The sequence below is a fragment of the Microcystis sp. LE19-10.1B genome (assembly GCF_027530565.1).
GTDB classification, from domain to species: Bacteria; Cyanobacteriota; Cyanobacteriia; order Cyanobacteriales; family Microcystaceae; genus Microcystis; species Microcystis aeruginosa.
In genome coordinates this window covers 1-5,298 of the sequence record NZ_JAPZQM010000161.1, presented here as the reverse complement: position 1 = coordinate 5,298, position 5,298 = coordinate 1, and the positions used below count along the sequence as shown (strand labels likewise).

Sequence of the window (5,298 nt, the reverse complement as noted above, 5' to 3'; positions counted from 1 at the left end):
AATTTTTCTGCTTCTTACGTCGATAAAACTATCAGTTTTTCCCAACGTTCAGCTAACCACCTCTGTCCCTCTGTTATTGAGAGAAAACCCAAACCTCTGAAAAGATTCAATCCTATAGTTGTGAGAATTGACCAATTGCTTGCCGCTTGAAAATCACTTATCTCGCTTTTATCTTCCTCAAAAATTACATCTTTTACCCCAGGGTGAGAGCATCTCAAAAGCTATTGACAATTGGCCAATTTTGTGATCCGCTTGCTGTGTGGGCATTTCAGGTGATACCAGTCAATCAGAATAGTTACGAAATCTTCACATTTGGTCGATTTTTGCTTAACAATTGAGATGGCCAATTCTCCTCAAATATGCCTGAATCGCTTTCTGGGTAAGCAACTCATATAAAGTTCATTTTGTCAAGGATTGTTAAGATGCGCTTACCCTGTCTTTTACCCAATGTAACTGATTTTCTATTTTCCAGTGTCCTCGAATAATTTTAGCAAATACTTGAGCGGATTCAGTTAGGCTACTGATATAGTAAGCTGTTTCTTCATAGGTTTTATCTCCGCGACTACCCCTTCTTTCTACTTTAATAACTCTTCGCAGATTTTCAAACCCTTGTCTTTCATTTTTCCTCACTTTAAAAACTTCTATTTTTCTTGATATTTTTCGTCCATGACTATTATCTTGTTCGAGAAAGCAACTTTCTGCCTTTGAGGAATTACTCAGGTCTTGTATTCGCTGATCAAGATTTTTCTGATTTCCTTTAACGGTGATAACATAATCATTTTTACTCTTGGCTATTAAGCTGATTGTTTTTTTCTGACAGTGTAAAGCATCCCCAGTAAAAACTTTATCTGGGAGAGAGCAATCCTCAATTATAGCTTGACCTTCGTCGATTTCAGACCCTTTTTTATTTTCGATTCTTTTTATGTGTAATACTAATCCACTTTCTTGACTAAACAATGAGACAAACATAATAAAATTTTGTTGTTCATCATTAGGATTATTTAGGGCTTGCTGAATAATGGTAAAACCCTTTTAAAATAAGGCTTTTGTCCTGTTAAAGTCCGATGTTCATGCTGCGAAAATAGGATTGGGACTTTCAAAAACCTTGCATTATCCTTCTTGTGGTAGATCGATTGGTACAAAAAACAAGGGCAACAAAGCCTGAAACGACCGACTCCTGACGACCGGCTACTGACTCCTACCCCCAGGAAAAACTTTTTCAGCAGACCCTAATTACAGGCTTGTTTAAGTGATGACAAGCTAATTATCCTCTAGTCTTTGTTAAAAATTAATTAATAATTATTCTCAATTATTTGAGGTGATTACTCTAGCTGCGATCCAAGATTCATGCTGAAAAGCCTTGATTTTCAAAGGCTGATCAGGCTAAAAATACTGATGTATTAAAGTATGCCGAGCAACTGTAACAATTCTTAACTTGACTTTATTGAGAATTATTCTAGACTAAGACTTAAAGCTTATTGCATATTATTATCAATAAGCTTGGTTCTATTTTCGTTAAAAGATGCCATGCAGACCTACGATAATCCTCAGATCGAGTACGACTGGTGGGCAGGAAATGCCCGTTTTGCCGATAAATCAGGCTTATTTATCGTTGCCCACGTTGCTCAAGCTGCTTTAATCGCTTTTTGGGCAGGAGCCTTCACCTTATTTGAAATTTCCCAGTATCGCCCCGATATAGCCATGGCAGAACAGGGCTTAATTTTACTGCCGCACCTGGCCACTTTAGGCTTTGGAGTCGGAGAAAAGGGGCAAATCATCGATATCTATCCCTTTTTCGTGATTGGCTCAATTCATCTGATTTCTTCGGCAGTTTTGGGAGCAGGAGCCTTATTTCACCTGTTAAGAGTCCCAGAAACCCTGAAAGATTCCTCCGGTCCGGGGAAAAAATTCCATTTCGATTGGAGTGAACCCCGACAATTAGGAGTTATTCTCGGTCATCACCTGCTCTTTTTAGGTATAGCTGCATTATTATTAGTGGCCAGAGCTATGTACTGGGGGGGATTATACGACGCAACTATCGGCGCTGTCCGAGTCGTTAGTGAACCAACCCTCGATCCTTGGGTTATCTATGGCTATCAAACCCACTTCGCTACTGTGGACAATCTCGAAGATTTAGTCGGTGGTCATATCTACGTCGGTTTAATGTTAATTGGGGGCGGTGTCTGGCATATTATCGTTCCCCCGCTCAAATGGGCGAGAAATGTGCTGATTTTCTCCGGAGAAGCCATTTTATCCTATTCCTTGGGCGGAATTGCCCTCGCTGGTTTCGTGGCCGCCTATTTCTGTGGGGTAAATACCCTCGCTTATCCAGTCGAATTTTACGGGCCAATTTTAGAAGTGAAGTTAGGAATTGCTCCCTACTTTGCCGACACGGTGAAATTGCCCTTTGGAGTGCATACGGCGCGCTGTTGGTTAGCTAATGCCCACTTTTTCCTCGCTTTCTTCTTTTTACAAGGTCATCTCTGGCACGCTTTACGCGCGATGGGTTTTGACTTTAAACGAGTAGAAAAAGCCTTAAATGCGATAGAAGCCTAGTTTTTTCAAGGAAGATTAGGATAAACTATCGATTTTCCTAATTTTCCCCGCTGATCAATCTTTCTAACTGTCCCTTATGCCTTACTGTCCCTGTTGTAACACCAAATTGCTGCATCACATTGGACGCTCTCGCTCTTATTGGTACTGTAGTTCTTGCCGGCAGGAAATGCCAGTTTCAGAGGGAGAAAACTGTAATCAGGGGCTTTATTCCCTATCAAGGAGAATTAAGAGTTAAACTCACTTATTTCGCAACAAGGACAAATTTTATGGCAAAAATTGGCTTATTTTTTGGCACGCAAACCGGCAAAACCGAAACGGTAGCGGAAATGATTCAGAAAGAATTTGGAGGTGAGGCAATTGTAGAATTACACGATATCTCCTCCGCTTCTACCGAGGATTTTGCCCCCTACGATGCCCTGATTATCGGTTGTCCCACATGGAATATCGGCGAATTACAAAGCGATTGGGAGGGTTTTTACGATGAATTGGATGACATTGATTTCGTCTCCAAAAAGGTCGCTTATTTCGGGATGGGGGATCAAATCGGTTATGCGGATAACTTTCAAGATGCTCTGGGGATACTGGAAGAAAAAATCGCCTCCCTAGGGGGTAAAACTGTCGGTTATTGGCCGACAGAAGGTTACGATTTTAACGAGTCGAAAGCCCTAAAAAATGGCAAATTTGTCGGTTTAGCCCTCGATGAAGACAACCAATCCGATTTAACTGAACAACGGATCAAAACTTGGGTCGCGGGACTTAAGGGCGAATTTGGCGTTTAGTTAGCTATCAATCAGTTATCAGTTATCAGTTATCAGTGAATAGTATTAAGTGGCTAGTTCGCAGCTTTCTTTTCACCAATTACTGATTACTGTTTACTGATCACTGAAAAATCCCCTATATCCTTGATTATTATGTCTCGATTACCTGATGCAGTTTGGATTAATGTTAACCCCAGTTTTCGCCGTTTTGATCGCCCGGTGTTGGATTTTTTAGCCCGGGAAATTGCGATCGCTGATTGGCAATACTGTCAATCTCTTGATCAGCCAGCTTCTCTTAATATCGCCTTGGTATTACTACAAGATTACCTGAAACAATGCGATCGACCGCTGCATTTAGTCGGCCACGGCACGGGGGGATTAGTAGGATTACTGTATGCGCGTCGTTATCCAGAAAGGGTAAAATCCTTAACTTTGCTCTCTGTGGGAGTCTATCCGGCGATCGATTGGCAAGCTCATTATTATGTGCTATCAAAATTACTGCCTTGTTCTCGTCAAACTCTGCTCAATCAATCGGTTCACAATCTTTTTGGTCATCAATCCTGCGCTTTAACCCAAGAATATCGCTATCTCTTGGAAGAGGATTTATTATTGTCCCTTTCTCCCCATAATCTCTATCAGAATGCCCATTTCGCCCCGGGGACAGTTCCCGTACCCCTGTTAGTCTGTGGGGGAGATATCGATACGATTATCGATCAGCATTTATTGCAGGGATGGCAACCCTGGTTAAAGTCAGGCGATCGCATTTGGAGTTGTCACAAAGGGCGTTATTTTTTCCACTATTCCCACCCCTACAGCGTCAGTCAAGAGATTTTTAGTTTCTGGCGATCTCTAGTTCCACAGGAATTTCTTTCTGAGCAAACTGTAATTAGGGTCTGCTGAAAAAGTTTTTCCTGGGGGTAGGAGTCAGTAGCCGGTCGTCAGGAGTCGGTCGTTTCAGGCTTTGTTGCCCTTGTTTTTTGTACCAAGCGATGTACCACAAGAAGGATAATGCAAGGTTTTTGAAAGTCCCAATCCTATTTTCTTGCACTAACATCGGACTTTAACAGGTCAAAAGCTTTATTTTAAAAGGGTTTTACCATTATTCAGCAAACCCTATTTAACCAAATAGTCCTAAAAGTCTTTCCCAGTAAACATTTCACGATTTCATAAGCAAAAATTATCACACAAAGTCGAGAAGAGCCCCGGATGACGCAACATAACAAGAATTAGACCAAAAAGACACTTCACTCTTGTAGAATTTATTGACCGGCTCGGGCAAATCTTTTTTCATTGTTCTTGCAATGGAACTCTTTAAGCATCCTGCTACAGCAGAAATGGAATTTTGGGGATGGAAATCTAACAAAATGTGTACATGATCGCTCTCCCCAGAAAACTCAATTAGTTCACATTCAAGCTTTCGACAAACTTGCCATATCATTTCCCTTAACCGTTCCATCATTTGAGCGGTTATAACTTTTCTACGATAATGAGTGAGAAAAACAAAGTGTAACCGCACGCTAAAAACACTATGAGAACCTTTTCTGGGTTTCATATTGACAACCTATGTCTGTAGGCTATACTAAAAGTATAACTTTCCTAGGTCGATCAGTTATGGCTATCAAGAGAATTACTTTTCGTCTTGATCCAAACCAAACACAAAATAACAAGCTTCATTACAGTCAAAAGCTACACTGCTCTCTTTATAATGCTTGTGTTTATCATCGCAAAACCGAGTCGAAAAAGTTTGGTAAAAACCTTAACTATTTTGACCAACAAAATTGCTTACCAGAGTTGAAGAAATGTTGGCCAGAATATAAAGAACTTGGTAGCCATGCACTGCAAGCCACTGTTAAACGAGTAGATTTTGCTTTTCAGAGATTCTTTAAACTTAAATCAGGTTATCCTAAGTTTAAGGCATCTAGAAATTATCGAGGTTGGACTTATCCTGATGGTGCTGGTTGGTCAATTGATTCTTCTGGTCATC

Annotated in this window: 5 protein-coding genes and 2 pseudogenes; 4 read left to right on the top strand and 3 right to left on the bottom strand. The window is 40.7% G+C overall.

Annotated features, from left to right (window positions below; translation table 11 throughout):
- Positions 1-14 precede the first annotated feature (14 nt).
- Together O9332_RS05730 and O9332_RS05725 are read right to left on the bottom strand one after the other, a co-directional pair.
- Positions 15-197 (bottom strand): annotated as a pseudogene (locus O9332_RS05730) (ISAs1 family transposase); the annotation flags it as partial.
- A gap of 238 nt (positions 198-435) precedes the next feature.
- Positions 436-1,005: pseudogene (locus O9332_RS05725) on the bottom strand (ISAs1 family transposase); the annotation flags it as partial.
- Between the two features lie 522 nt (positions 1,006-1,527).
- Between O9332_RS05725 and O9332_RS05720 the strand changes: the two are divergent.
- The 3 genes from O9332_RS05720 to O9332_RS05710 all read left to right on the top strand — a co-directional run bounded on the left by O9332_RS05720 (position 1,528) and on the right by O9332_RS05710 (position 4,214).
- A complete protein-coding gene (locus O9332_RS05720; protein ID WP_002760223.1) occupies positions 1,528-2,556 on the top strand; it encodes a chlorophyll a/b binding light-harvesting protein in 1,029 nt (342 codons plus the stop codon).
- A gap of 266 nt (positions 2,557-2,822) precedes the next feature.
- Positions 2,823-3,335: a flavodoxin FldA gene (gene fldA, locus O9332_RS05715; RefSeq protein ID WP_002760221.1), complete on the top strand. Its 513-nt coding sequence runs from the start codon at positions 2,823-2,825 to the stop codon at positions 3,333-3,335.
- A gap of 132 nt (positions 3,336-3,467) precedes the next feature.
- Entirely contained in the window at positions 3,468-4,214 is a 747-nt protein-coding gene (locus O9332_RS05710; protein WP_288024188.1) for an alpha/beta hydrolase, read from the top strand.
- Between the two features lie 280 nt (positions 4,215-4,494).
- Here O9332_RS05710 and tnpA read toward each other — a convergent pair whose 3' ends face one another.
- Entirely contained in the window at positions 4,495-4,866 is a 372-nt protein-coding gene (gene tnpA, locus O9332_RS05705) for an IS200/IS605 family transposase (RefSeq protein ID WP_043999387.1), read from the bottom strand.
- A gap of 59 nt (positions 4,867-4,925) precedes the next feature.
- Between tnpA and O9332_RS05700 the strand changes: the two genes are divergently transcribed.
- Positions 4,926-5,298: RNA-guided endonuclease InsQ/TnpB family protein (locus tag O9332_RS05700; protein WP_288024185.1), on the top strand; the 373-nt coding region annotated here is incomplete at its 3' end.